At 76.3% G+C, this 20679-nt stretch carries 19 protein-coding genes and 3 riboswitches; of the genes, 6 read left to right on the top strand and 13 right to left on the bottom strand.

Features of this window, described 5'->3' with window-relative positions; genetic code table 11:
- Positions 1-75 precede the first annotated feature (75 nt).
- The 13 genes from ACFVXN_RS05655 to ACFVXN_RS05595 all read right to left on the bottom strand — a co-directional run bounded on the left by ACFVXN_RS05655 (position 76) and on the right by ACFVXN_RS05595 (position 14321).
- On the bottom strand, positions 76-1785 hold the full coding sequence (locus ACFVXN_RS05655) for a dipeptide ABC transporter ATP-binding protein (protein ID WP_389228633.1): 1710 nt from the start codon (positions 1783-1785) through the stop codon (positions 76-78).
- Positions 1782-2693, bottom strand: coding sequence for an ABC transporter permease (locus tag ACFVXN_RS05650; protein WP_389228630.1), 912 nt, complete (start codon positions 2691-2693; stop codon positions 1782-1784). Before ACFVXN_RS05650 ends, ACFVXN_RS05655 begins: the two co-directional genes overlap by 4 nt.
- A complete protein-coding gene (locus ACFVXN_RS05645; protein ID WP_389228627.1) occupies positions 2690-3670 on the bottom strand; it encodes an ABC transporter permease in 981 nt (326 codons plus the stop codon). Before ACFVXN_RS05645 ends, ACFVXN_RS05650 begins: the two co-directional genes overlap by 4 nt.
- Positions 3652-5283: an ABC transporter substrate-binding protein gene (locus tag ACFVXN_RS05640; protein ID WP_389228624.1), complete on the bottom strand. Its 1632-nt coding sequence runs from the start codon at positions 5281-5283 to the stop codon at positions 3652-3654. The genes ACFVXN_RS05645 and ACFVXN_RS05640 overlap by 19 nt, the downstream gene beginning before the upstream one ends.
- An 80-nt stretch (positions 5284-5363) precedes the next feature.
- Positions 5364-5478: riboswitch (SAM riboswitch) on the bottom strand.
- Between the two features lie 89 nt (positions 5479-5567).
- Entirely contained in the window at positions 5568-6665 is a 1098-nt protein-coding gene (locus ACFVXN_RS05635) for an LLM class flavin-dependent oxidoreductase (protein ID WP_389228621.1), read from the bottom strand.
- A 12-nt stretch (positions 6666-6677) separates the two neighbouring features.
- Positions 6678-7790, bottom strand: coding sequence for an LLM class flavin-dependent oxidoreductase (locus ACFVXN_RS05630; protein WP_389228618.1), 1113 nt, complete (start codon positions 7788-7790; stop codon positions 6678-6680).
- A 220-nt stretch (positions 7791-8010) separates the two neighbouring features.
- Positions 8011-8376, bottom strand: a complete 366-nt coding sequence (locus tag ACFVXN_RS05625) for a rhodanese-like domain-containing protein (protein WP_389228615.1) — start codon at positions 8374-8376, stop codon at positions 8011-8013.
- A gap of 12 nt (positions 8377-8388) precedes the next feature.
- Positions 8389-9591 (bottom strand): LLM class flavin-dependent oxidoreductase, encoded by a 1203-nt coding sequence (locus tag ACFVXN_RS05620; protein WP_389228612.1) that lies wholly within the window; start codon positions 9589-9591, stop codon positions 8389-8391.
- Between the two features lie 38 nt (positions 9592-9629).
- On the bottom strand, positions 9630-10637 hold the full coding sequence (locus ACFVXN_RS05615; protein ID WP_389228609.1) for an ABC transporter substrate-binding protein: 1008 nt from the start codon (positions 10635-10637) through the stop codon (positions 9630-9632).
- A gap of 42 nt (positions 10638-10679) precedes the next feature.
- Positions 10680-11522 (bottom strand): amino acid ABC transporter ATP-binding protein, encoded by an 843-nt coding sequence (locus ACFVXN_RS05610; protein WP_389228607.1) that lies wholly within the window; start codon positions 11520-11522, stop codon positions 10680-10682.
- Entirely contained in the window at positions 11519-12532 is a 1014-nt protein-coding gene (locus ACFVXN_RS05605) for an amino acid ABC transporter permease (RefSeq protein WP_389228605.1), read from the bottom strand. The genes ACFVXN_RS05610 and ACFVXN_RS05605 overlap by 4 nt, the downstream gene beginning before the upstream one ends.
- Positions 12529-13140 carry a GNAT family N-acetyltransferase gene (locus tag ACFVXN_RS05600; RefSeq protein ID WP_389228602.1) on the bottom strand — a complete coding sequence of 204 codons (612 nt, stop codon included), beginning with the start codon at positions 13138-13140 and terminating at the stop codon, positions 12529-12531. Before ACFVXN_RS05600 ends, ACFVXN_RS05605 begins: the two co-directional genes overlap by 4 nt.
- A complete protein-coding gene (locus ACFVXN_RS05595; protein WP_389228599.1) occupies positions 13137-14321 on the bottom strand; it encodes an LLM class flavin-dependent oxidoreductase in 1185 nt (394 codons plus the stop codon). Before ACFVXN_RS05595 ends, ACFVXN_RS05600 begins: the two co-directional genes overlap by 4 nt.
- Positions 14322-14653: 332 nt before the next feature.
- Positions 14654-14768: riboswitch (SAM riboswitch) on the bottom strand.
- A 222-nt stretch (positions 14769-14990) separates the two neighbouring features.
- Positions 14991-15087, top strand: a riboswitch (SAM riboswitch).
- A 61-nt stretch (positions 15088-15148) separates the two neighbouring features.
- Between ACFVXN_RS05595 and ACFVXN_RS05590 the strand changes: the two genes are divergently transcribed.
- From ACFVXN_RS05590 to adhP, 6 genes are all read left to right on the top strand, one after another.
- Complete coding sequence (locus ACFVXN_RS05590; protein ID WP_389228596.1) at positions 15149-15709, top strand: NADPH-dependent FMN reductase; 561 nt, start codon at positions 15149-15151, stop codon at positions 15707-15709.
- Positions 15706-16254, top strand: coding sequence for a flavin reductase family protein (locus tag ACFVXN_RS05585; RefSeq protein ID WP_389228593.1), 549 nt, complete (start codon positions 15706-15708; stop codon positions 16252-16254). The genes ACFVXN_RS05590 and ACFVXN_RS05585 overlap by 4 nt, the downstream gene beginning before the upstream one ends.
- 42 nt (positions 16255-16296) lie before the next feature.
- Positions 16297-17421 (top strand): nitrilotriacetate monooxygenase, encoded by a 1125-nt coding sequence (locus ACFVXN_RS05580; RefSeq protein ID WP_389228590.1) that lies wholly within the window; start codon positions 16297-16299, stop codon positions 17419-17421.
- An 11-nt stretch (positions 17422-17432) separates the two neighbouring features.
- Complete coding sequence (locus ACFVXN_RS05575) at positions 17433-18875, top strand: NtaA/DmoA family FMN-dependent monooxygenase (RefSeq protein WP_389228587.1); 1443 nt, start codon at positions 17433-17435, stop codon at positions 18873-18875.
- Positions 18876-19043: 168 nt separating this feature from the next.
- Positions 19044-19448 (top strand): PLDc N-terminal domain-containing protein, encoded by a 405-nt coding sequence (locus ACFVXN_RS05570; protein ID WP_389230479.1) that lies wholly within the window; start codon positions 19044-19046, stop codon positions 19446-19448.
- A 145-nt stretch (positions 19449-19593) separates the two neighbouring features.
- Positions 19594-20619: an alcohol dehydrogenase AdhP gene (adhP, locus tag ACFVXN_RS05565; RefSeq protein ID WP_389230476.1), complete on the top strand. Its 1026-nt coding sequence runs from the start codon at positions 19594-19596 to the stop codon at positions 20617-20619.
- Positions 20620-20679 lie beyond the last annotated feature (60 nt).

Here is a 20679-nt window from a genome sequence, read left to right as displayed (position 1 = left end):
TCCCCGAAGCGTTTTGCGCCGCCGGGCCCGGTCAGCCCAGGAACGCCGTGACCACGTCGTGCAGCGCCGCCGCGGTCACCGGTGCGCCCCCGCCCGCACGCGCCCGCCGGGGATGGCGGCGACCAGCTCGCGGGTGTAGTCCTGCCGCGGGTCCAGCAGGATCGCCTCCGCGGGGCCCTGCTCGACGAGCCGGCCGCGGTGCAGCACCCCGACGTCGTCCGCCACCTGCCGGACCACGGCGAGGTCGTGCGAGATGAACAGGTACGTCAGCCCGTGCTCGGCCTGGAGCCGCACCAGGAGCTCGAGGATCTGCGCCTGCACCGACACGTCCAGCGCGGACACCGGCTCGTCCAGGACGACCAGGTCGGGCCGCAGCGCCAGCGCCCGGGCGACGGCGACGCGCTGCCGCTGCCCGCCGGACAGCTCCCGGGGGCTGCGCCGCAGGACGTCGGCGGGCAGGGCCACGTCGGCGACCAGCTCGCGGACCCGGTCGGCGCGCTCGGCACGGCTACCGACGCCGTACGCGCGCAGCGGCTCGGCGATGACCTGCTCGACCGTGAACCGCGGGTCCAGGGACGCGTACGGGCTCTGGTAGACGACCTGGAACCCGCGCCGCAGCCGGCGCAGCGTCTCGCCGCGGGCGGCGGTCACGTCGTCGCCGCGGAACAGCACCCGGCCCGACGTCGGCCGCTCGAGGCGCAGCGCGATCCGGGCGGTCGTGCTCTTGCCCGACCCGGACTCCCCGACGAGCGCGTACGTCCGGCCGCGCTCGACGCGCAGACCGACCCCGTCGACGGCCACGACCGACCGGGCCGCCGCGCCGCGCGGCAGGGCGAACTCCTTGCGGACCGCGTCGAGCTCCAGGACCGGCGCGGCGGGCACGGGGTCCGCCGGTCCGGGATCGGCCGCCGCCACGGGCACCCGGACGTCGGTCGCCACCAGCCGCCCGCTCGCCAGGCTCGGCGCGGCGGCGATCAGCCGACGCGTGTACGGGTGCTGCGGCGCGCGCAGCACCTCGGCCGCGGGCCCCTGCTCGACGACCACGCCCTGCTCGAGCACGACGATCCGGTCGGCCCGGTCCGCCGCCACGCCGAGGTCGTGGGTGATGAGCAGCAGCGCGGTGCCCCGGTCCCGGACGAGCGTCTCGAGGTGGTCGAGGATCCGCCGCTGCACCGTCACGTCCAGCGCGCTGGTGGGCTCGTCGGCCACGACCAGCCGCGGGCCCGCCGCGATCGCGATGGCGATGAGCACGCGCTGCCGCATCCCGCCGGACAGCTGGTGCGGGTACTGGCGCGCGCGGGCGGCCGGGTCGTCGATGCCGGCCTGCTCGAGCAGCGCGACCGCCCGCTCCCGGGCGGCACGGCGCCGCGCGAGCCCGTGGACGACCAGCACCTCGGCGACCTGGTCACCGACGCGCTGCACGGGGTTGAGGGACACCGTCGGGTCCTGCGGCACGAGGCCGACCTCACGTCCCCGGACGGCCTGCCACTCGCGCTCGGTCAGGTCGGAGACGTCCCGGCCCGCGAGGCGGATGGTGCCGCCGGTGACGGCGCCGCCGCGGGACAGCAGGTGCAGCGCCGCGTGCGCGGTCGTGCTCTTGCCGGACCCGGACTCGCCGACCAGGGCGACGACCTCCCCGGGCCGGACGACCAGGTCGACGCCGCGCACCGCGCGGTACGTGCCGCCGTCCGCCCGGTAGCCGACCTCCAGCCCGGTGATCTCGAGCACCGGGGTGCCGGGCGCACCCGCCGCGACGGGCGAGGCCTCCTGCTGCAGCTGGGTCACTGGTCCTCTCCCGTCGTCTCGAGGGCGCGCGCGACGCGGTTGGCGGCCAGCACCACCGCGACGATCACGAGCCCGGGCAGGGTGGTCAGCCACCAGGCGGTGGCGAGGAAGTCGCGGCCGCCGGACACCAGCGAGCCCCACTCGGGCGTGGGCGGCGGGGTGCCGTAGCCGAGGAAGCTCAGCGCGGACACCGCGAGGACGGCGCCGCCGAGCTCGAGGGCGATCAGCGCGAGCACCGGCCCGGCGGAGTTCGGCAGCACGTGCCGGCCGAGCACCGCGTACCAGCGCGAGCCGGACGCCCGGGCGGCCTCCACGTAGACCGACGTGGACGTGCGCAGCACCTCGGCGCGCATCACGCGGGCGAACGTCGCGACCGCGCCGACGCCGACCGCGACCGCGATCTTCGTGGACCCGGTGCCGAGCGCGGTGATGATCGCGAGCGACAGCAGGATGCTCGGCACGGCGAGCAGCACGTCGACCAGGCGGCCGACCACGTCGTCCACCCAGCCGCGCAGGAACCCGGCGAGCAGGCCGAGGGTCGACCCGACGACGAGCCCGACGAGCACGGCCAGCACGGTGGTGCGCAGGGACAGCGACGCGCCGTGCACCACGCGGGTCAGCACGTCGCGGCCGAGGTGGTCGGTGCCGAGCAGGTGCGCGGCCGAGGGCGGCTGCAGGCGGTCGGCGGGGACGCCGGTCAGGGGGTCGCCGGAGGCGAACACGGCCGGCGCGGCGGCCCAGGCGGCGACCAGCAGCAGGACCAGCCCGGCCAGCACCAGGCCGGGTCGGCGCACCAGGTACCGGGCCGCACGTCGCGCCCACGGGCCGGCCGCGCGGGCGCCGCGCACCCGGCCGTGCCGGATGATCGAGCGGGCGTCGTGCCGGTCGGCGATCTCGATGGTGGTCATGCGGGCACCGCCTCTCGGGGGACGCCCCGCGACTCGATGCGCGGGTCGAGCACGGGGTACAGCAGGTCCACGACGAGCGTGGTCACCACGAACACCAGCGCCGACAGCGACACGATCGCGAGCACCACGGGCACGTCCTGGGTGTTGACGGACTGGACCGTCAGCCGGCCGAGCCCCACCCGGGAGAACACCGTCTCGGTGACGACGGCCCCGCCGAGCAGCGCCCCGACCATCACGCCGAGCATCGTGAACGCGGGGATGGCCGCGTTGCGCAGCGCGTGCCCCAGGTGCACCCGGAGCCGGCCGGCGCCCTTGGCCCGGGCGGTCTCGACGTAGGGCTCGCCGAGCGTCCCGCGCAGGCTGCGCGACAGGACCTGCGCGAGCTGCGCGCCCGGCGGGACCGCGAGCGTCACCGCCGGGAGCACGAGGCTCTGCCAGCCGGCGTTGCCGATCGCGGGGAGCAGACCCGCGCGGAACGACACCCACTGCAGGAGCACGAGGCCGACGAAGAACGTGGGCAGCGCGACGCCGAGCGGCGGCAGCGCGGACAGCACCTGGCGCAGCGCCCGGCTGCGGGGCAGCACGCTCGCCACGGCCAGCGCCGTCCCGGCGAGCACCGCGAGCACCAGCGCGGCGCCGGTCAGCTTCAGGGTCTCCGGCAGCGCCTGCGCGACGAGCGAGCCGGCGGGCGCCCCGGACTGGTACGACGGCCCGAAGTCGAGCCGGACCGCGTGCAGCAGCGCGTCGCCGTACTGCACCAGCAGGGGCCGGTCGAGGCCGTAGCGGGCGCGCAGGTCGTCGAGCAGCGCCGGGTCGACGTCCTGCACCTCGCCCCCGGCGCCGGCGGCCAGGGCCGCCGGGTCGCTCGGGAGCAGGTACAGCACGAAGAACGCGAGCGTGAACGCCGCCCAGAGCACCACGAGGCCCTGGGCGGCGCGCCGCAGGAGGTAGCGGCCCATCAGCTCGCGTCGACCCACGCGTCGTAGAAGTCGATCCGGCTGGACCCCTCGAACGCCAGCCCGTGCACGCGGTCGGCCGCGGCGACGGTCGTCGAGAGCTCGTAGACCGGGATCGCGTGCCCCTGCTCGATCAGCAGCCGGGAGGCCTGGGTGACGAGCTCGGCGCGCTCGGCCGGGTCGGTGGCGGCCGCGGAGCGGTCGAGCAGGTCGTCGACCTCCGAGGGGGTCCGCTTGTTCACGTTGCGGGCGTTCGCGGAGAACACCGAGCGCAGCACGTCCGGGTCGGACCGCGTGAGGTTGTAGTAGTCGAAGTCGAAGTCCCCGTCGGCCTTGATCGCCGTGGACTCCGCGATCTCGACGTGCTGCAGCTGCAGGTCGACCCCGATCTGGCGCAGCTGCTGCTGCACGAGCTCCAGCGGCGCCGGGTCCTGCCAGAACGTCACGGTGGTGGACAGCCGCCGGCCGTCCTTCTCGCGGATGCCGTCGTCGCCGAGCTCCCAGCCGGCGTCCTCGAGCACCTCGACGGCACCGTCCGGGTCGTAGGCCAGGTCGTCCGCGAGGGACTCGTACAGCGGCGTGGAGTGGGACAGCACGGCGGTCGCCGCCTGGTCCCGCTCGGTCAGCACCGTGTCGACGATCTGCTGCCGGTCGATGCCCTTCGAGATCGCGACGCGGACCGCCTCGTCGGACGCGAGGGCGCTCGACTCGTTCGGGAACAGCTGGTACGCCACGCCGGGGTTGGCGCGCTGCTGCAGCCAGAACCCGTTGCCGTCGAACTGCGGCTGGTCCACCGCGGCGATCGCGGCCGTCGCGTCGATCTGCCCGGACTGCAGGCTGCCGGCGCGGACGGAGGACTCGGGGATGACCTGGAACGTGACGGTGTCGAGGTAGGCCTCGCCGGTGTGGTCGTCGGCCGCGGAGCCCCAGGCGTAGCCGGGCACCTTGGTCAGCACGACCTCCTGGTCCGGCGTGTACGACTCGACCGCGAACGGGCCGGACCCGATGTAGTCGCCGGCGCAGCGCTCCTCGGGCGTCAGCGCCGCGGACGCGGGCGACAGCAGACCGAGCGAGAAGGTCGACGACGCCTGGAGGAACTGCGCGCTCGGGGCGGCGAAGTCGACGGTGACCGTCAGCGGGTCGACGACCGTCGTGCCCTCGTAGCCGACGAGGTACTGCGAGCCGAGCGACGCGGTGGCGCCCAGCGCGACGATCGCGTCGAAGTTGGTCTTGACCGACGCGGCGTCGACGGGGGTCCCGTCCGCGTAGGTCGCGTCGTCGCGCAGGTGGAACGTGTAGCTCGACGCGTCGTCGTCGATCTCCCAGCTCTCGGCGAGCCACGGGACGATCTCGCCGGACTCCGGGTCCTGCGCGGTGAGCGAGGCGACGGTCTGCCGGGCGACGGCGATCGCGTCGTTGTTGCCGACCTGCTGCGGGTCGATGCACCGGGAGTCGACGGTGATGGCGAACCGCAGGTCGCCGCCGGCGACGGGTTCGGCGGACGCGGCCGCGTCGGTGGCCGCGCCCGTGCCCGTCGACCCGCCGGAGCAGGCCGTCAGCAGCAGCGCGGTGGTCGTCAGCGCCGCGGCGGCCGCAGCGGGGCGGGTGGCGCGTCGCGAGGGGGAGGTGGTCATGCGTGCACTCCTGGTCGTCACCGGCCGTGGCCGGGGTGGGGCGCCGGCCGGGGCGCGCGGGGGCGCGCTCCGGCGTGTCGTCGCCGTGCTTACCCGGTCCGCGGTCGCGGTCGGGTCAGGTCGTTCCCGGAGCACCCCGTCACGTCGAAGGGTTGCTGGCCAGCAAGCCGGGCCTGCGCGCTGGCGCTCGTCACCTGGGGGTGAGGGAACCCTCGGCGGCGGACCTGGTCAAGGAACCGCCGCGGGTTCTCACATCGCGGATCTTCGTGTGGTGGCCGGCGGGGTCACGCCGCGGTGAAGCCCGCCGCGCGCCGCGGGTCGGCCTCGGTCCACAGGTCGGACTTCACCTCGGCGCGCACCAGCGGCACGACCTCCTCGGCGAACCGGCGCAGCACGTCCTCCTGCTCGGCGGGGTCGAGCAGGTGGTTCACGGACACGGACTGGAGCACGTGCCCGTACGACCGGTGGTAGTCGAGGATCTTCTCGGCCACGCGCTCCGGGGAGCCCACCAGTGCGGGACCCCGGTCGACCGCCTCCTCGAGGGTCCGGAAGCTCGGCGCCCGCCCGACGGCGTCCGCCCCGTAGCCGCGCCGCGCGGCCGCGTCGACCTGACCCTGGTACAGCGGCCGGTACTGCCGCACCGCCGCCTCCGTGGTGTCGGCGAGGAACAGCCCGCCGGACCCCGACCCGACGTGGGCGTGCGCCGGGTCGTGCCCGTGCGCCGCGTACTGCTCACGGTAGTGGTCGATCAGCACCTGGTAGTTCTCCCGCGGTTGCAGGGCGTTCGCGGTCACGATCGGGTCGCCCCACCGCGCCGCGAGCTCCACCGCGAACCGCGACGTCGCCGAGCCGTGCCAGATCCGGAACGGCCCCGCGTACGGCCGGGGCAGCGTGGTGGCGTGCTCCAGGCGGTGCCGGTGCCGGCCCTCCCAGGTCACGTCCTCCTCCGAGAGCAGCAGGCGGAGCAGCTCGTAGTTCTCCGCCAGGTACTCGTACTGCTTGTCGATGTCCAGGCCGAGCAGCGGGTACTGCAGCACCTCGTTGCCCTTCCCGATCACGATCTCGAGGCGGCCCCGGGACAGCTGGTCCACGGTCGCCAGGTCCTCCGCGACGCGCACCGGGTCGAGCAGCGCGAGCACGGTGACGCCGGTCGACAGCAGGATCCGGCTGGTGGACGCCGCGATCGCCCCGAGGATCACGGTCGGCGCCGAGGACAGCACGTCGCCGGCGTGCCGCTCCCCCACGGCGAACGAGTCGAACCCGATCTCCTCGGCCAGGACCGCGTGCCGGACCGTCCGCGCCAGGCGGTCCGCCGGGGGCACCGCCGCGCCCGTGACCGGGTGCGGCGGGTTGAACACGATGTCGAGCAGCTGGAACCGCACGCCCCCGCCCCCTCAGGCGGCGACGGCGGCGGCCGCGCGGTCCCGGGCGGCGACGCCCTCGCGGACCAGCGGGATGACGTACCGGCCGAAGTCGACGGCGTCGTCCAGCAGGTCGTAGCCGCGGGCCGAGATGATCCGCACGCCCCGGTCGTAGTACGCCAGCAGCGCCTCGGCGACCTGCTCGGGCGTGCCGACCAGCGCGTTGGAGTTGCCCGCGCCGCCGGTCGCCCGCGCGGTGGCGGTCCACAGCACCGAGTCGAACCGCTCGCCCTGCGCCGCGATCTCCAGCAGCCGCTGCGACCCGGCGTTCTCCGGCGCGGTGACCGGGTGCCGGTTGCTCAGCACGCCCCCGAGCGCCGCCTTGCGCGCCTCGATCGCGTCGAGCACCCGGTGCGCCTTCTCCCAGGCGAGCTCCTCGGTCGGGGCGATGATCGGCCGGAACGCCGCGTGGATCCGCGGCGGGGTGGTGCGACCGGCGGCGGCGGCCTCGGCGTGCACGCGGTCGATCTGCTCCTGGGTGCGGTCCAGCGGCTCGCCCCAGACCGCGAAGATGTCCGCCTCCGCGGCGCCGACCCGGAACGCCGCGTCCGAGGACCCGCCGAACGAGATCGTCGGCACGTGACCGTCGGCGGGCTTGGTGTCGAGGTGGAAGTCGTCGAAGTCGTAGAACCGGCCGTGGTGGTCGAACGCCTCGGTGCTGGTCCACGCCCGCTTGAGGATCTGGATGTACTCCTGGGTCCGGGCGTAACGCTCGTCCTTGGTGAGGGTGTCGCCCTCGCGCTGCTGCTCGTGGTCGTTGCCGCCGGTGATGACGTGCACGGACAGCCGGCCGCCGGACAGCTGGTCCAGGGTGGCGAACGTCTTCGCCGCGTAGGTCGGGTAGGACACGTTCGGCCGGTGCGCGAGCAGCAGCTCGATCGACTCCAGCCGCGCCGCGGTGTACGCGGCGAGCGCGGCGGGCTCGGGGCCGGACGACCCGTAGGCGAACAGGACGCGGGTCCAGCCGTTGTCCTCGTGGGCCCGGACGATCCGCTCCAGGAACGCGGGGTCGAACGGGCGGGTGGTGGCGGCGCGCGTCTCGGACGCGTCGCTGGCGGTCGCGATGCCGAGGAACTCGACGGGCATGGTGGCTCTCCTTCGGGTGCTGGCCCCGTCCCGGTGCCTCGTCCCCCGACCGCCCCGTCCGCGTTGCCTCGCCGAGAAGGGGCCGCGGCGCCGAGACAGGTCGGTCCAACGCCCTGAGTCGGCGCGCGGGTCCTGTCTCGGCGGGGTGGGAGGGCGGCGTGGGAGGGGCGGGGCGGGAGGTCGGGGCGGGAGGGGGCGGGGCGGGGTGGGGCGCGGGTGGTCAGGGCTGGGCGGGGTCGGTGGGGTTGGTGGCGGGCAGGCCCGCGGCCTTCCAGGCCGGGAAGCCCCCGTCGACGTGGGTGACGGTGTAGCCGCGCGCGGCGAGCTGCTCGGCGACGGGTCCGGAACCGGCGGGCGAGCCGCACACGACGACCACCGGGGTGTCGATCGAGATGACCGGGGCGTGCGCGGGGCCGAACAGCGCGTCGAGGTCGGTCCGGTCGGCGAGGGTCGCGCCGGGGATGTCCCCGTGCGCGGCCCGGCCGCCGGCGGACCGGACGTCCACGAGCAGGGCGCCGTGCGCGACGTCGGCGGCCGCGTCCGCGGCGGGCTTCAGGGCGGGTGCGGCGGGGTCGGTGCTGGTCATGGTGGGTCTCCTTCAGCTGACGAGGACGGCGTCGGACGTGCGGGCGGGCGCCGGGGCGCCCCACGCCTCGGCGAGCAGGGCGAACGACCGGCGGGTGTCCGCCGGGTCGTGGGTGGCGGTGGTGAGCAGCAGCTCGTCGGCGCCCGTGACGCGCTGCAGGGTCTCCAGGCGGGCGACGACCGTCGCGGGGTCGCCCACCACCCGGGTGTCGACGCGGTCGGCGACGACGGCCCGCTCGGCGGCGTCGCGCGCCTCCCACGGCACCGCGTCGCCGGGCCGGGGGTAGGCGATCGCGCCGGCGGTCCCCCGCCGGATCGACAGCACCCAGTCGGCGAACGGGGTCGCGAGCTCCCGGGCGCAGTCGACGGTCTCGGCGACCAGGACGTCCGCGGAGACGACCACGTACGGCTCGGCGAGCACCCCCGGCCGGAACGCCGCGCGGTAGGCCGCGACCGTGTCGAGCGTGGTCGCCGGGCTGACGTGGAAGTTCGCCGCGATCGGCAGGCCGAGCTCCCCCGCCACGCGGGCGCTCTCCCCCGGCGACGACGCCAGCACCCACACGTCCAGGGCCGCGCCCTCGACCGGCGGGGCGACGTGCCGGGTGCCGTCCGGCTCCGCGTAGGTGCCGGCGCGCAGCCCGAGCACCAGCTCGAGCTCGTCCCGGAACGCCGCCGGGGTGCGGGAGGCGCCGACGACGCGCTTCTGCGCGAGCAGCCGCTCCCGCAGCACCGAGTCCGCCAGGTCCACCGGCGGCGGGCCGGGGACGTACAGCCCGTCGACGACCCGCGGCCCGACGACCGGGCGGGGCCCGTCGACCGGCCGGGGCGCGGCGTCGGGTCGCGCCGTCGCGGGTCCGGTCGGCGGGGTGAACGCCCGCCCGAGCCCGAGGTCCACCCGCCCGGGGTGCAGCGCGGCGATGGTGCCGAACTGCTCCGCGGCGATCAGCGGGCTCGTGGTGCTGAGCAGCACCGCACCCGACCCCACCCGGATCCGGTCGGTCCGGGCCGCGACGGCGGCGGCCAGCACGGCGGGCGACGCGGAGCCGACGCCGGGCGACAGGTGGTGCTCGGCGTACCAGACCCGGTGGTAGCCGAGCCGGTCCAGGTCGACCGCGAGGTCGACGGCGGACCGCACCGCCCGGGCGCCGGTGCCGCCCTCGGGCACGACCGCGAGGTCGAGCACGGACAGCGGGACCCGGGTGCGGGTGTCGGACATGGTGCCTCCTTCGAGGGGCGGGGACGGGTCGGGCGTGGTCAGGACGTCTTCGGCAGGCCCGGCGGGTTGGTCGCGGGTGCCTCGATGGCCTCGTCCTCCAGGCCCCAGCGCTCCAGGACCTCCTGGTAGCTGCCGTCGTCGAACGCGCCCTGGAGCGCCGCCGTCACGGCCTCGGCGTACCCGCTGCCCTTGAGCGTGGTGACGGCGATCTGCGCGGTGTCGGGCCATCCGCCGTTGAGCGTGCCGACCACGGTGAAGTCCTGCGGGGAGACCTTGGCCTTGTAGGCGGCGGTCGCGTTCGGGCCGAACGACGCGTCGATCCGGCCGGACTGCAGCGCGAGGATGGTGTCGCCGTCGTTCTCGAAGTACTCGACCTGCACCGGGTCCAGCCCGGCGGCCTGGTTCTCCTCGTCCCAGGCGAGCAGGATCTTCTCCTGGTTGGTGCCGGAGCCCACCGCGACCGTCAGGCCGGCGATGTCGGCGGCCTCGTCGATCTCGGTGATGTCGCTGCCGGCCTTGACCAGCCAGCCGAGCTCGTCGTTGCGGTACGACGAGAAGTCGAACGTCTCCTTGCGCTCCTCGGTGACCGTGACGTTCGAGATCACCGCGTCGACGTCCCCGGACTCGACGGCCAGCGGCCAGTCCGCCCACGCCTTGACCTGCAGGTCGAGGTCCTTGCCCAGCGCGTCCGCGACGAGCTGCGCGATGTCGGTCTCGTTCCCGATCGGCGTCTGGTCGTCGTCGGCGAGGAACGCCAGCGGCGCGACGTAGGCGCTGACCGCGACCGTGAACGTGTCCTTCTCGGCGAGCTCCGGCGGGAGCAGCGCGATCGCGGCCGGGTTCTCCGCGGTGTGGATCCGGTCCTGCTCCGGCGAGGTGTTCACCTCGAGCCCCGCGGCCTGCGCGGCGGACTGGAGCTCGCTGCCGGCCTCGGCGGCGTCGGACGTCCCGCCGCACGCGGCCAGCAGGGCCAGGACCGGGAGGGCCGCGACGGCGGCTCGGACGGGTCGGCGCCGCGGGTGCGGTCGCGTCGGGGTGGTGGTCATCGTGGTGCCTTCCGGTCGAGAGGGGGGTGGGAGTACGGGGGGTCAGCGGACCTTGTCGAGGAACGCGCGGGTCCGGGGGTGGCTGGGCGCGCCGAGCACCTGGGCGGCGGGGCCCTGCTCGACGACGACGCCGGCGTCCATGAACACGACGGTGTCGGCGACGTCGCGGGCGAACCCGACCTCGTGGGTGACGATCACGAGCGTCGTGCCGCCGTGCGCGAGCGCCCGGATCACACCGAGCACCTCGCCGACCAGCTCGGGGTCGAGGGCCGAGGTCGGCTCGTCGAACAGCAGCACCGACGGGCGCGTCGCCAGGGCGCGGGCGATCGCGACGCGCTGCTGCTGCCCGCCGGACAGCTGCCGGGGCCGGGCGTCGACCTTGTCGGCGAGGCCGACGCGGGCGAGCAGCTCCCGCGCCTCGGCCTCGACCTCGTCGCGGCGCCGGCCCTGCGCGTGCACGGGCGCCTCGACGACGTTCTCCAGCACGGTGAGGTGCGGGAACAGGTGGAAGTTCTGGAACACGAACCCGATCCGGGTGCGCTGGCGCAGCACGTCCCGCTCGGTCAGCTCCCGCAGCACGGGACCGCGGCGGGTCCGGCGGTGCGCGTAGCCGATCACCTCGCCGTCGAGCGCGACGAACCCGCGGTCGGGCCGCTCGAGGTGGTTCACCAGGCGCAGCAGGGTCGACTTGCCGGAGCCCGACGGGCCGAGGATCACGGTCACCTCGCCCGGACGGACCTCCAGGTCCACGTCGCGCAGCACCTCCAGGGCGCCGTAGGACTTGTGCAGCCCGTGGATCTGCAGGTGCCCGCCCGGGGCCGGGACGGTCAGCGGGACGTCGGCCGCGACCGGGGCGGGCGCGGTCCGGTTCAGCGTGGTGGTCATGCCGGGCCTCCGGTGTCGCGGGCGGGTGCGGTGTCGCGAGGAGTGGTGCGGGGTGTGCGCGCGGTGCGGGTCAGGTGGCCGCGCCGCGGCAGGGCGCGCAGCCGCTGCAGGGGCGTCGGCGGGAGCGTGCGCAGGGCGCCGCGGGCGTAGTACCGCTCGAGGTAGTACTGCGCGACGGTCAGCACCGTGGTGGTCGCGAGGTACCAGATCGCCGCGACCAGCAGCAGCGGGACGACCCGCTGGTTGCGGCCGTAGATCACCCCGACCGTGTAGAAGAGCTCGCCGTACGCCAGCACGTAGACGACGGACGTGCCCTTGAGCAGGCCGATGATCTCGTTGACCGACGTCGGGACGACGGTGCGCATCGCCTGCGGCAGCACGATCCGGCGCTGCTGGCGGCCACGCGGCAGGCCCAGCGCGGCGGCGGCCTCGTGCTGGCCCTGGTCGACGCCGAGGATGCCGGCCCGGACGATCTCCGCGGAGTACGCCGCCTGCGACAGCCCGAGCCCGAGCACCGCGGCGCCGAACTTGTCCACCACGTCGAGGGTGTCGAACGCGAGGAACGACGGCCCGAACGGGATGCCCAGCGACAGCTCCGGGTAGAGGTACGCGAGGTTGTACCAGAGCAGCAGCTGCAGGATCAGCGGCACCGAGCGGAACACCCAGGAGTACGCCCAGGACACCGACCGCAGCAGCGGCGACCGGGACAGCCGCATCAGCGCGAGTACCGTGCCCAGGCCGAACCCGATCACGCCCGCCACCGCGGTCAGGCGCACCGTGGCCCACACGCCCTCGAGCACCGACGGCCAGGTCAGGTACTGCGCGACGACGTCCCACTCCCACTGCGGGTTGGTCAGCAGCGAGCTGAGCACCATCGCGAGCAGCACCGCGACGCCGGCCGTGGCGACCCAGCGACCCGGGTGTCGCGCGGGGACCACGGGCAGGTCGGCGAGCTCGGCGACGGTCGCGGGCGGCACGGCCGCCACGGGCCGGTCGACGACGGCGCTCACGGGGTCACCAGCCACTTCTCGAAGGCGTGCGGGACGACGTCGGCCGGGTACGCCGCCGGGTCGAACAGCGCCGTGTAGCCGGCCGCGAGGTACAGGCCGACGGCCTCCGGCTGCCGCGGACCCGTGGTCAGGTACAGGCGCGGGTAGCCGCGGTCGGCGGCGCGCTGCTCCAGCTCGGTCAGGACGACGCGGGCCAGGCCGCGGCGCCGGTGCTCGGCGTGGGTCCAGATCCGCTTGAGCTCGGCCGTGGGCACCGCCGGGGCGCCCGCCGCGTCGCGGGTGCCGGGCCGGGCCAGCAGGGCCGGGTCCCCGTGCTCGGGCTCGGTCCGGCGCCGGAACGCGCCGCCCGCGACCGGCCGCCCGTCCTCCAGCACGAGCACGAGCTCGCCGTCCGGCGGCGCGAACTCCTGCGCGCCGTAGTGCTCGAGCTCGTCGCGCAGCTGCGCGGGCGTGAGCACGCCGGTGTAGCGGGTGCTGTACTCGTGCGCCAGGCCGTCCAGCAGCGGACCCACCAGCGGGTCGTGCAGACGCACCGCGCGCACCTGGAGTCGCGCGGTGTCGGCGGGACGGTGCAGGTCGGCGGGACGGTGCAGGTCGGTGGTGGTCATCGGGTCACCTCGGGTCGGGCGGAGTCGGCGAGGGCGGGCGTGCGGGACGCACCGGCGGGCGCGGGTGCACCGGCGGGCGCAGGTGCACGGGCGGGTGCGGGTCGGGGGCGCACGAGGCCGGACCCCTGGAGCGCGGGCACCACCCGCTCCACGAGGACGTCGAGGTCGGCCTCGGGCGAGGTCGGGCGCACCACGACCCCGTCGGCGGCACCCGCACGGACCCAGTCGACGACCAGGGCGGCGAGCTGCTCCCCCGTGCCGGCGAGCACCAGGCCCCGCGCGCCCCCGCCCAGGCCGGGGCGCTCCGTCGCGCGCACCAGGTCGAGCCGGGCGACGGCGCTGTCGTGGTCGTCCGCGAGGGCGACGTCGAGGTCGACCAGCACCCGCACGTCGTCGGCGGGTCGCCCGGCCGCGACGGCCGCCGACCGCACCAGCGCCCGGAGGCGGCCCGCCTCGTCGGGGTCCGCGGCGGTGACGCGGGCGACGTCGGCGTGCCGGCCCGCGACCTCCGCGGACGCACCGCCGGACACGGGGACGACCACGACCGGCCGGGTGGTGTCACCGGGGGCGGGCGCCGTCCGGCCGCGGACCGCGAACCGGACGCCCTCGTGGTCGACGTGGAACCGGCCCTCGGGGTCGAGCCGCACCGCGCCCACGTCCTCGGCGCCCTCCCACACGGCGTCGACCTGCCGCACCGCGGCCTCGGCGTGCGCGGCCCACACCTGCTCGTCGAGGTCGGCGCCCGGTGCCGGGGCGGACAGCTGCCACCCCGCCGACGCCCGACCGGCGCGCTGCACCCCCCGGACGGCGGCCGCGAGGTGCGCAGGCTCGACCTCACGGTGCGGCACCCCGGCGACCAGCACCGTCCGCAGCGCGACCGGCGCGACCCGGGCGGCCGCCACCGCGGCGTCCAGTCGGCCCGGGACCTGGCGGCGGCCCGGGTGCAGCAGCAGGGCGTCGCCGAGCACGACGAGGTCCAGCAGCCCGCGGTCGGCGCGGTGCACGAGGCGGGCCAGCCGCTCGCCGTCGAACGGGCGGGCCGCGACCGCACCCTGCGGCCCGTGGCCGCCGGGGCGGGCGCCGACGGCGGTCAGGTCGAGGCCGAGCAGGGCGGTCCGGCGCTCGCTGCCGGGCGGGTCGCGGTGGTCGCGACCGGCGGGTCGCGCGGTGGGGCTGGGCATGACGGCTCCGTTCGAGGGCGTCCGGGGTCGCCGGGGCGCGGCGACGCGCACCGGGGACCGGTGGGACGAGCGGGTGGGCCCGGCGGGCGGGCGGGAGGTCCCCCGAGGGCGGGGAGGGCGGACGCGCGGTGGCGCGGCGCGGGCTACCGGTCGGGGCCGGGCCGGGTCACGGCCGACCGGACGCCGACGGGTGGCGCGGGTCTCGGGTGGAGGTCAGCGACAGCGACAGCGGGCCGCGGGGGGCCCGGGCTGCGCGGCGGCACGCAGGGAGGAGGTGGTGTGCGCCACCGTGCTCCGGCTCATGCTGTCTCCTTCGTGCACCCGCCGCGGCGGGCTCGCGTGTTGCCGGCTGCCGGTCGGCAGCGGGCCTGGTCCTCACCCGGGGCACCCACCCGCGCGGGGGGTTGCCGTCCGACCAGCCGGGGCTACGCGTCGGAGCTCATGACCTGCCGGGCCCCGCAGCCGGCCACCGGGTGGTGGCGACGACGTGATCCGGTGCCGGGGAACATACGAACCCCCGGCGACCGCGTCAACGATCCGGCCGTCCGTCTCGCATTCCGGAGCGTTGTCACGGGACGAAGGTCCCGGGCAGGACGCACGGTCCCGGATCGTGAGAAGTCGGGGTCCGGTGCTCGGTCCCGGCGCCGCGCCCTGCTACAACACCGCCGAGGTCGAGAGTCCCAGCGCCAAGCCCCGGCTGGCTGGGCAGCAACCCCACGTCACGGCGGGGTGCTCCGGGAGATGACCTGGCCGTCGGCCGGGCGCCCGCGACGTGGTGCCCGCTCCGCCGCACGGCAACCGTGATCGACACCCTTGCGAGGCACTCCATGACGTCCCGTCCCCCTGCCGTCGTCGCCGTCTCCGGCAACCCGCGCCCCGGCTCGCGCACCCTGCTCGCCGCGCGCACCGCCGCCGACCGCCTGGCCGCGCTGCTCGGCGCCGACGCGCTCGACGCGATCGACCTCGCGGAGCTCGCGGGCGAGCTGCTGGCCCCCGTCCACCCCGCCGCCGACGCCGCGCTGGCCCGGCTGGCCGTCGCGGACGTCGCGGTGGTCGCCACCCCCGTCTACAAGGCCTCCTACACCGGCCTGCTCAAGGCGTTCCTCGACCTGTACGGCCCGGACGGCCTCGCCGGCGTCGTCGTCGTGCCGCTGGTCGTCTCGGGGAACCCCGCCCACGCGCTCGTCGGCGAGGTGCACCTGCGGCCCGTCCTCGTCGAGCTCGGCGCCGTCGTCCCCACCCGGTCGCTGACCGTCACCGAGGCGCAGCTCGCCGACCTGGACGGCGTCGTGGACGCCTGGCTGCTGCGGGCCGAGCCGGCGCTGCTGCGCGCGGTCGGCGCCGGTGCGGCCCGGGGCACCGTCGGGGCAGGGGCGGTGGCCCGGTGACCGCCGAGCGCGCGGACCTGTCCGCGTTCGAGCGGCTGCTGGCCGAGCAGGACGAGCCGCAGCTCGACGCCCAGCAGTTCAAGTCCGTGTTCCGCCGGCACCCCGCGGGCGTCGCGGTCGTGGCGCTGCGGCACGAGGGCCGGCCGGTCGGGTTCACCGCGACCTCCGTCATCTCCGTGTCCGCGGCGCCGCCGCTGCTCGCGTTCTCGCTCGCGTCGACCTCGTCCTCGTGGGCCGCCGTCTCCGCCGCGCCGACGCTCGCGGTCAGCTTCCTGGCGGACCACCAGGACGACGTGTCCGCGCGGTTCGCCACCAGCGGGATCGACCGGTTCGCCGACGGCGGCTGGACCCCGCTCACCACCGGCGAGCCCGTCATCGACGGCGCCGTGTCCTGGGTGCGCGCGCGGGTCGTGCAGCGCACCCCGGTCGGCGACAGCTACCTGGTCTCCCTGCGCGCGCTCGCCGCGAGCACCGCCGAGGCCGCGACCCCGCTGGTCTACCACGACCGCACCTACCACCGGATCGGCGGCCACTCGGCCCTCTGACGCCGACCGCCGCCCGTCCCACCCGACCTCCGGAGCACCCCCATGACCGTCCCCCCGCTGTTCCTCGGCCTCGACGTCGACGGCGCCGGCCACCACCCCGCGGCCGCCGCGCTGTCCGGCCTGTCCGCCGCCGGGCTCGTGTCCGGCACCCGCCTCGCCCGCACCGTGCGGCACGCGGAGCACGCCGGCCTGACGTTCGCGTCGTTCGCCGACGCCCTGCTGCCCACGATCCCGGGCGACACCACGTCGGCACGGCTCGAGGCCGTGACCCGTGCCGCGTTCGTCTCCCGCACGACGACGGCGATCGGCCTCGTCCCCCAGGTGCCGACCACCTACCCCGAGCCGTTCCACGTCGCCGCGCAGCTCGCGGCGCTCGACCTGGCCGCGTCCGGGCGCGGCGGCTGGCTCGCCGCCGTCACCCCGGGCGACGCCGCACCCGCCGCCTACGGCCGGGCCGCCGTCGCCGACCTGGACCGCGAGGCCCGCGACGTCGTCCAGGTGGTCCGCGACCTCTGGGACTCGTGGGAGGACGACGCCGTGATCCGCGACGTCGCCACGGGCCGCTACGTCGACCGGGACCGGATCCACCGCGTCGACTTCACCGGCGCGACCTTCTCCGTCGTCGGCCCGCTCATCACCCCGCGGCCGCCCCAGGGCCAGCTCGTGGTGCTCGCCCGCGCGGGCGACGTGGACCCGGCCGGGCGCGACGCCGAGGCCCTGGTGGACGTGCGGCTCGTCGGCGGGGCGGACGTCGCCGGCGCCCGCGCCGCCGCGGCCGACGCCCGCACCGGTCCCGGCGCCGCCCCGCTCGCGGCCGTCGAGGTCGAGGTCGTCCTCGACGCGGACGGCCGGACGGCCCGCGACCGCCTGGCCGAGCTCGACGGCGGCAGCCCGTGGGTCGCGGGCGCGCCGCTGCGGCACGTCGGCGACACCGCGGGCCTGGTCGCGCTGCTCACCGGCCTCGCCGCCGACCCCGCCGTCGCCGGCGTCCGCCTGCTGCCCGCGGTGCTCGACGTCGACCTGCCGGTCCTCGCCCACGAGGTGCTGCCCGCCCTGCGCGCCGCCCGGCTGACCGCGGCACCCCGGTCCGGCGCCACGCTGCGCGACCACCTGGGCCTGCGCCGCCCCGCCAACCGCTTCGCGGGCACCGCCCGCCGCACCGCCTGAGGAGCCCCGCGATGTCCGACCGCACCGAGCCTGCCCACAACGAGCACGACCACCCGATCACCCGTCCCGACGCCGAGGTGCACTTCGGCGTCTTCTTCCAGGGCGTCAACCACACCACCGTCTGGTCCGACCCGGAGTCCGGTTCCCAGACCGACTTCGCCTCCTTCGAGCGCGTCGCCCGGACCGCCGAGCGCGGGCGGTTCGACGCGTTCTTCCTCGGCGAGGGGCTGCGGCTGCGCGAGAGCCGGGGGCGGCTGCACGACCTCGACGTCGTCGGCCGCCCCGATGCGATCACCCAGCTCGCCGCCCTGGCCGCGATCACCGAGCACATCGGCCTCGTCGCCACGCAGAACACCACCTACAACGACCCGGCCGACCTCGCGCGGCGCCTCGCCAGCCTCGACGTGCTGTCCGGAGGTCGCGCGGCGTGGAACGTCGTCACGACCGACAACGCCTGGACCGGCGAGAACTTCCGCCGGGGCGGCTACCTCGACCACGCGCGCCGCTACGACCGCGCCGAGCAGGTGCTCGCCGCCGCGCGCGCCGTGTGGGACGCGTGGCCGGACTCCGGTGGCAGTGCGGGCAGCCCGGGCACCTCCGGCGGCCCGGGCACGGTCGGGCACGTCGCGGTCCACCACGAGCTCCTGGACGCCGAGATCGACCCGACGACGCCGCGCAGCCCGCAGGGCCACCCCGTGATCTTCCAGGCCGGCGACTCGCCGCAGGGCCGCGACTTCGCCGCGCGGTCGGCGGACGTGATCTTCTCCCGGCACGGCAGCGTCCTGGCCGACGCGCTCGCCTTCGCCGCCGACATCCGCACCCGGGTCGTCGCCGCGGGTCGGCCCGAGGACGACGTGCTGATCTTCCCCGGTACCGCGATCGTCGTCGGCGACACGCCCGCGGAGGCCGAGGAGCGCGCCCGCTGGGTCCGCCGCGCGCAGGTCACCCCCGCCACGGCGCTGCACGTCGTCGGCACGATCTGGGCCGAGGACCTCAGCGGGTACGACCCCGACGGCCCGCTGCCCGCGCACGACCCCGTCGTCGCCGAGCTCGGCGCCGAGGGCGGCTCGTCCACCACCGGCGCCCGCACCCACGAGGTCGCCGCCCGGTGGCGGGCGCTCGCCGAGGCCGAGCACCTGTCGATCCGGGACCTCGTGGTGAAGGTGTCGAGCGAGGGCGGGTTCGTCGGCACCCCGTCGGCCGTCGCGGACCGGCTCGTGCGGTTCGTGCGGACCGGGGCGGTCGACGGCTTCAACATCAGCCCGTGGCTCGTGCCGTCCGGCCTGGACGACATCGTGGACCGCGTCGTCCCGGAGCTGCAGGAGCGCGGCGCCTACCGCACCGCGTACACCGGCACGACGCTGCGCGAGCACCTCGGGCTGCGGGCGCCGCTGACCCGCCGGGGCGACCCGGCCGTCGACCCGCGCACCGTCGGCGCGCTGGTGGGCGCCTGAGGGCGGACCCGACGCGCGGCCGACGACCCGGCACGGGGCCACCCGGGTGACGCGGCGCGATCGGGTTGCCGGAACCCCGGACACGGCGGACGCCGCTCCCCTACCGTGATCGGCGTCCGTCCCGGGGTCCCGCGCCCCCTGACCTGCGAGGGGTCCGTCGTGATCCGCATGCTGCCCGTCGTCGTCGAGCTCGCGCTGCTCGTCTACTGCCTGGTCGACTGCATCCAGTCCGACGCGTACCGGATCCGGAACCTGTCGAAGGGCGTGTGGATCCTGCTCATCATCATCCTGCCCCTGGTCGGTGGGATCGCGTGGCTGGTCGCCGGCCGCCCGCTCGGGTCGAGCCGGGGCACCGGCGTCCCGTGGCCCAGCACCGCGACGGCCGGGTTCCCGGAGTACGAGCGCCCGCGCCGGACCGCGCCCGACGACGACCCCGAGTTCCTGGCCGGCCTGCGGGACTCGGACGCGAAGCACGAGCAGATGCTCCGCGACTGGGAGGCCGACCTGCGCGCCCGCGAACGCCGCGCGGCCGACCCCGCCGCCCGCCCGGACGACACCCCCACCGGCACCTGACCCGGGCGCGTCCCGGGCACGGAACCGCGGCCCCGACCTGGGCCCGAGGTCCCTCGAACGCCGGCCACGGGCGGCGCTACGGTCCTCGTGACAGCGTTCACAAGGTGGTGGGCGCGCGGCTCGGAGGAGATGCGACGTGCCCGAGATGATGACGGCCGCGGTGGTCCGCGACCTGGGTTCCCCCCTGGTGCTCGAGGAGCGGCCGATCCCCGTCCCCGGGCCGCACCAGGCCCTCGTGCAGGTGGAGTACACCGGGGTCTGCCACACCGACCTGCACGCGGCGCGCGGCGACTGGCCCGTGCGGCCGACGCCCCCGTTCGTCCCCGGGCACGAGGGCGTGGGCCGGGTCGTCGCCGTCGGGCCCGAGGTGCGCGACGTCCGCGTCGGCGACCGCCTCGGCAACGCCTGGCTGGCGACCGCCTGCGGCACCTGCGAGCACTGCCTGAGCGGCTGGGAGACGCTGTGCCCGCGGCAGCAGAACTCCGGGTACTCCGTCGACGGGTCGTTCGCCGAGTACATGCTCGTGGACACCCGGTACGCCCCGCGGGTCCCCCGCGAGCTCGACGGCGACCTCGCCGGCCTCACCGCCGTGCTCTGCGCCGGGGTGACGGTCTACAAGGGCCTCAAGGTCGCGGACGCGAAGCCCGGCGACTGGGTGGTGGTCTCGGGCATCGGCGGGCTCGGCCACATGGCGATCCAGTACGCGGCGGCGATGGGCTACCGGGTGATCGCGGTGACCGGCTCCGAGTCGAAGCGGGCCGCGGCGCACGAGTACGGCGCCGAGCTCGTGGTCAACTACCGCGACGGCGACCCGGGCGAGGCCGTGCACGACCTGGTCGGTGGGGCGCACGCCGCGCTGGTCACCGCGGTCAGCGAGTCCACGTTCCCGCAGGCGCTGTCGATGCTCCGGCGCGGCGGCACGGTGTCGCTGGTGGGCCTGCCGCCGGGTACGTTCCCGCTGTCCATCTTCGACACCGTGCTGCGGGGTCTCACCGTGCGCGGGTCGATCGTCGGCACCCGGATGGACATGATCGAGGCGATCGGCTTCTACGCGCGCGGCGCCGTCAGCACCAAGTACGAGTTCCGCCCGCTCGACGCGGTGAACGACGTGTTCACCCGCATGGAGACGGGCACCATCGACGGCCGCGTGGTCCTCGACCTCGCGCTCTGACGCCCCCGCGCCCCCCGCGCCGCCCGCCGCCCGCGCGGCGGTCGTGCGGCGAGATGGCAG

It is taken from the genome of Cellulomonas sp. NPDC058312, assembly GCF_042880135.1.
GTDB lineage: Bacteria > Actinomycetota > Actinomycetes > Actinomycetales > Cellulomonadaceae > Cellulomonas.
The sequence above is the reverse complement of the archived record's forward strand: the minus strand, read 5'-3'. Positions and strand labels throughout refer to the sequence as shown.

Bases quoted from the DNA above. Each gene is read 5' to 3' on its own strand.
- ACFVXN_RS05650 (WP_389228630.1), bottom strand. From the start codon at position 2,693: ATGACCACCATCGAGATCGCCGACCGGCACGACGCCCGCTCGATCATC.
- ACFVXN_RS05640 (WP_389228624.1), bottom strand. From the start codon at position 5,283: ATGACCACCTCCCCCTCGCGACGCGCCACCCGCCCCGCTGCGGCCGCC.
- ACFVXN_RS05630 (WP_389228618.1), bottom strand. From the start codon at position 7,790: ATGCCCGTCGAGTTCCTCGGCATCGCGACCGCCAGCGACGCGTCCGAG.
- ACFVXN_RS05625 (WP_389228615.1), bottom strand. From the start codon at position 8,376: ATGACCAGCACCGACCCCGCCGCACCCGCCCTGAAGCCCGCCGCGGAC.
- ACFVXN_RS05620 (WP_389228612.1), bottom strand. From the start codon at position 9,591: ATGTCCGACACCCGCACCCGGGTCCCGCTGTCCGTGCTCGACCTCGCG.
- ACFVXN_RS05615 (WP_389228609.1), bottom strand. From the start codon at position 10,637: ATGACCACCACCCCGACGCGACCGCACCCGCGGCGCCGACCCGTCCGA.
- ACFVXN_RS05610 (WP_389228607.1), bottom strand. From the start codon at position 11,522: ATGACCACCACGCTGAACCGGACCGCGCCCGCCCCGGTCGCGGCCGAC.
- ACFVXN_RS05600 (WP_389228602.1), bottom strand. From the start codon at position 13,140: ATGACCACCACCGACCTGCACCGTCCCGCCGACCTGCACCGTCCCGCC.
- ACFVXN_RS05595 (WP_389228599.1), bottom strand. From the start codon at position 14,321: ATGCCCAGCCCCACCGCGCGACCCGCCGGTCGCGACCACCGCGACCCG.
- ACFVXN_RS05590 (WP_389228596.1), top strand. From the start codon at position 15,149: ATGACGTCCCGTCCCCCTGCCGTCGTCGCCGTCTCCGGCAACCCGCGC.
- ACFVXN_RS05580 (WP_389228590.1), top strand. From the start codon at position 16,297: ATGACCGTCCCCCCGCTGTTCCTCGGCCTCGACGTCGACGGCGCCGGC.
- ACFVXN_RS05575 (WP_389228587.1), top strand. From the start codon at position 17,433: ATGTCCGACCGCACCGAGCCTGCCCACAACGAGCACGACCACCCGATC.
- ACFVXN_RS05570 (WP_389230479.1), top strand. From the start codon at position 19,044: ATGCTGCCCGTCGTCGTCGAGCTCGCGCTGCTCGTCTACTGCCTGGTC.
- adhP (WP_389230476.1), top strand. From the start codon at position 19,594: ATGATGACGGCCGCGGTGGTCCGCGACCTGGGTTCCCCCCTGGTGCTC.